Annotated in this window: 1 protein-coding gene; it reads right to left on the bottom strand. The window is 47.6% G+C overall.

All coding sequences use genetic code 11. The features are described 5' to 3' along the window. Positions 1-391: 391 nt before the first annotated feature. On the bottom strand, positions 392-5,140 hold the full coding sequence (locus IEV69_RS13615; RefSeq protein WP_188443366.1) for a T9SS type A sorting domain-containing protein: 4,749 nt from the start codon (positions 5,138-5,140) through the stop codon (positions 392-394). Between the last annotated feature and the right edge of the window lie 299 nt (positions 5,141-5,439).

Raw genomic sequence — 5,439 nt, 5'->3', positions numbered from 1 at the left:
AGAGAGATTGTTGATGAAAAGTACTTTTCATCAACAATCAATTACTATTTTTAACAATGAAATTAATGTTTAAAAACGGTCAACTCTAATCAGGGAAGTTCACTTGCCCTACGTCTTAGTAGTCGAATTTTCTTTATTTAAAACCCTGAAGCCATAGAGGGCGCCGGTGATGAGGCCCAGTGTGAGGAAGCCGTTGATGGGGAGGGGTGCTTCGTCGTCGACATCGTCATCGCCCCAGCCGGGGTCTCTGCCGGGTACCGGGGGTGGGTTTGAATTGATGGACTTGGAGGTCTGTGCCTGTATTTCCACACAAAACAACAGCAGCAATGTAAGTATCAGTATATATGGGGACGGTTTGGGGATTCTCATGGGAATAATCGCTTTCTATTTTTTACTGTACAATGAGTTTAAGTGCCTTGTGATGGTTTTGTTCGTCGGTTATTTTTACGACATAGATGCCTGAACTCAGGCTACTGATGTCAGTGTGCACGGTGCCATTGCTTTGAATGGTTTCGTGGGTGGTATGTACTAATTGTCCTTGCATGGTATAAAACGCTAGCTTTAGTGTTCCTGAAGTATGTGCAGCAGTGCTGACATACACTTCATCGCCTGTGGCGGGATTGGGATACAGCAACCACTCGTTAGCGGTGTGGGCATCGGGGTTGGAGAGGACAATTTCTTCAAAAATGATATCAAAACGGTTGGTTGCCACACTTTCAGGTTCTGCAGGGTCCACACTGAAATCAATGAGGGTGTTGTTGTTGTTGCTCAGCGCAGTGACCGTACCGGTATAGTGGTCGCGCAGGTAGGCCGTCACACCTTGCAGGAGGTTGAGGCGGGCTTCAAACACATAGTTGGTGGCCCTGAAGGTATTGAGGTACAGCTGTATGACTTCTTCATCCTGAGGCAGTGCCCTGGACTCAATGCTGAGCAGCGCTTCGTTGTTGTTGGCTGCCAGGCTTTCATCCAGGTTAGAGAATTTGGGTGCATCAAACGTATCCACCTCATTGTTACCGTCTGCTTTGAATTTGATACGGAGTCCGTCTGTGGCACTGTGTCCGCCTGCAAAGTTTTCGGCCGAATACAGCAGCAGTTTGATGTCACTGATCAAACTGAAGGTCGCGGTGAGGGGTTGCTCCACATTTTTATAGGTTTCCTCAAAAATCACGGAGGTTTGGGGGTGCCCGTCTGCTACAGTAAAAACAAAGGCTGCCTGCCCGGGTTGCAGGAATTGGTTGGCTTCTGAATTGCCTTCACCATCGACTGTATTGGTATTGTCTTCAAGGTCGATGGTTACAAAGGCACCGCGTCCTCCGGGAGTACCGGGAACGGGGTTCTGCCCTCCCACTGTGGGGTCCCAAATCATATAGAAATTGGGGTTGATGTTGACTGAAGCGCCCACTACCAGACTCATATCTACGGGTGCCTGGTAAGGGTTTCCAATAAAGTTGGAGTCGCCTGCTGCGAGTCCCATCGCATTGTTGATTTGCGTTCCGGTAACGGGAACGCCTTTGGTGCGTAGCCGCGTGTTAGTGGGTTCGGTGCTGTTGGAAGTCACGTTGATGCTGCGGTCGCCTCTTACGAGGAAACGGTAAGGTGTTCCGGCCTGAATGGTCGTTGCGTTTGTGTTTGCGGCGGAGCTCCAGGACTGTGTGGGGTTGTCATATGAAAAGAGGGATGGATTGCCACTGGGGGTGGCATCAAAGCCATTGGCTCCGTTTACTGAACCGGTGATGTGAATGCCATAACCCGGAGTTGGATTTTGGTTTTGTGCCGGGTTGTTGGTGGTATTGTTGACGCCCTCCTGCCAGTTGGCTCTGATGGTCGTGGCGGTATTGACCGGTGATGAAAACAGGCGAAAGGCACGGCGGGCTTTAAAAAAGCGCTCGATGGTCACTTCCCCGCTGATAGTGGCTCCCACGATGACCCTGTCCATCAGGGCTGTTTTTGTTTCGGTAGAAATAAATACCAGGTGCCCGTTTGACTGAAAGTCTCCGTTATTGAGTTTCAGGATGCCGGTGAGTTGGAGTTCGCTTGAAAGACTGGGTCCTCCGGTGCCGTTGTTGGTGATGTTTTCGACGGTATTATCGAGAAACGCATCGTTGTCGATGGTTTGTGGGTTATCGCCTGTGAATAGAATAGTGGCTTCAGTAGCATCTACATAGCCGGTATAGCCTGCAGTGCGCACTACATTGCCTCCCAAGCTAAGGGTTTGGGTATTGAGGTCTACAGTGCCCTGCTCCAAAATAAGGTTGCCGCTGATACCGAGTGCCTCCGGGAAAATAAAGGCTGCGTTCTTGTTCAAATGGATGGAGGGTGTTGCCAGGTTGTCTTCAAAGTAGCCGGTTAAATTGGAAGGGCCTTCAAAAGTGATGGTTCCGGTGCCGCCTAAATAGCCGTTGGTCCTGGTAAGCAGGTTCGTCAGGATTACGTTGGCGTTGTCGCCTGCCCTGAACGTTCCGTTGATCAGGTCCAGGTCGTGGATGGTGAGTTCCTCCAGTTCAGAAGTGACATTCTTGTTATCTACCTCCACTTCATTAAGTGTCAAGGTAGTTAATACATCACTTAAAATAAATTGATCGGTTGTGGGCAGTCCGTAAAAATTGATGGGGGTATTGGTAATGTTAAGGCCCGTTTCCTGATTGACGATGAGGTTGCCATAAATATCAATCTCTGCAGGCAGTAAGGTCGTTCCGGTACCACTGAGTTCGAGGGAGTGGTAGCCAATGTAATCGCCGTTGGTGGTGATGACTTCCTGGTTATTGCCCACATAGGCAATGGTATTGGGAAAGCTTCGGGTATCGATTTCATCATCAACCGAATGGAAACTAATTTCATTTTCTACCTCCACCCTGCTGCCATCCTGTAATTGCAGTATGCTGTATTCATAGGCGGGGTCGCTGTAATTATCCCCTACTATAAGGTCATAAAACCGTGTGGATCCCCCCACAGTGGAGGTGGTTGTTTCGCCTGCGGTTATGAACTGAACGGTTCCGGTTCCGGGAAGGAAGGTGCCATTGTCAAACCAGGTGGTAAAATTGATGTTGCTGCCCCCTGAGTTTTGGTTGGGACCGCCATACATTTTAATGCGTTTTCCGTCTTCAACGGTCAAAACGGCTGTCGCCGCTATTTCAAGGGTTCGCATTCTCACTTCCTCAAAACCGACTGCGGTATTGTTAAGCTCATCACTGTAGCCACTGGTGACATCAATAATGGGTGGAAAATCATATCTGATAGCGGAAGGGATCAAGACATCGGCCGTCTCATTAGGTACTTTCCCGGATGACCAGTTGGACACATTGTTCCAATCAGAGTCTGCCGCTCCCAGCCATACATAATCGTCTGTATATTCCTTTTCGGATATCATCCAGTATTTGGTAAAGGTGGTGCTCCCTTCACGGGCAAGATAGGATACTTTGTGGTTACTCAATTCTACCCAGTGTACATTGCTGTCAAAGTTGGTTCTTCCGTGTTCGTGGGGTGTTTTGGCAGCATAGGGCAAGTGGTGGTCCCAGGAAATGATGGATTCTGTATCGTTGCCACCAATTTCATCTGCCTGGTAAGCCATACGCAAGGTAAACTGTGATTCTGTGAGGGCCACACCTTCATAACGCACCTGATACAAGCGTTTGACTGCGGCCCTGTCTGCCGTGGTGCCATTGATATCAATACCTTCCGTATTGTCGGCGTGTTCTCCATAGAGTCCTCTGCTTACCAGCACATTGACTGCCGGCGGGATGGGACTGCCGTTAACGGGTTTGAACGTAAGTCGTGTGTGGTGGTTTCCAAAGTCGTAAGACGTATTGGGCAGTAAACCTTCCCTTCTGATGGTTCCGGTCACATCACCGATTCCGGTGGTTGTAGCATTGGGTGCCATCATCAGGACATGGGAATCAAAATTGTTGTGCGAAAGTGTGCTGTTATTGTAACCGGTAGTGCCGTAAGTAAGCTGGGCATAGTTTCCGTAGTCGTTGACCAGTTCGAGTGAGCCGTAATCAGGATGCGGATTGGTTGCCGTAAGGTTCAGGACATTGTTGATCTTAAAATCTTTGGTTGCTTTGACACCGTTATCGGTGGAGATGGTTACATTTTGAATGATGTCTGCATCGGGCATTTCCAATGCCGTGGGTATTTGTAGCGTATGCTGACTGTATTCAAGGTTGATGGTACCAGCAAAAGTGGGTGCTTCATTGACAATTCCCCCCGAACGGTTGATGGTCGCCCCTGAAGCCATGGTAAAGTTGTTGCCGTCGCGAAAGAGGGTGCCGTCCTGCAGGTGCAGTGTCCCGCCAATGGTGCGGTCAGTAGAGAGGTTCACTCCTGCTCCACTGTTGTTGATGAAGAGGTTGTTATTGGTGGTTCTTTCGTGTAAGCCTATGAAACCTTCCCGTACATCAGTCTCATAACCGGGTATGGAACCAAACACGGTTACCTGAGGCGTTGCATCGTTGCCATTGTATATTTCGTTGATGGTGTGAGTAGAACCCTCAGCAATAAAAAAGCGTTGTGCCGCCACCGGACTGATGTTGTGTGTGATGGTGATGTTTTGGGTGTTGTTGCCCACCAGATAGAGTCCGGAGCGATTCAGGTTGGGCGATATTAATAACAGTCCCGCCGTCACGGACACGTCGCCTTCCACATCGATGTATAAAGACGAATTGGGTCCTCCCCCTTGATAGTCAAGGTAACCTCCATTAATGTTAAAACTACTGATGACTCTGAGAATCAATTGGGGGTTGTTACCGGATTCCATAATGAAAAAACCCGAATTCAAGGTAAAGTGATTGACCGATAGGTTGTATTGTTGATTTCCGTTTGAGGTTATGAATATTTTAAACTCTCCTCCTTCAATAAAGACAGCGCCATTGGGTAAAAACTGGGTGTCCTGGTTTTCAATGGAAAAAAGGATTTCGTGACCGGTTCTTATATGAACAGCACCTGCAAAGGTGGAAGAAGGCGCAGCACCGGCATTTACCCAGGAGGCCCCATTGTAAGTTTCCCAGGAACTTGCATTGTCCCAGTTACCCGACTGAGTGCTCCTGAAATCACCGGGGTTTTGTGAGGTGACACTCAAAAAAGTGATCAAAAAAAGGGTCATAGCAGCCATGAGCTGCTTTGCAGATAAGTAGGTTAGCTTCATTCTTTGAGATTTAATTGCAAAAATAAACTTTGAAATGATACTACAAAATGATATAAATCACAAAATTTTATGATAGTATGTAAATGTCTGATGGACTTGATTAGTGATTAGTGATTAGTGATTGGTGATTAGTGATTAGTGATTAGTGATTAGTGATTAGTGATTAGTGACTAGTGATTAGTGACTAGTGATTAGGTTATGTTCAATTAAGTGTGTCATCGTTTAAAAATCTGTTATCAAAGTAATCTACTAAATCTCTTCTAACTGATGACCATCCAAACATTTGGCCATTCCATTTT

The sequence above is a fragment of the Planktosalinus lacus genome, from assembly GCF_014640155.1.
Classification (GTDB): Bacteria; Bacteroidota; Bacteroidia; order Flavobacteriales; family Flavobacteriaceae; genus Planktosalinus; species Planktosalinus lacus.
Note: the sequence above shows the minus strand (reverse complement) of the source record. Positions and strands in the feature narration are given on the sequence as shown.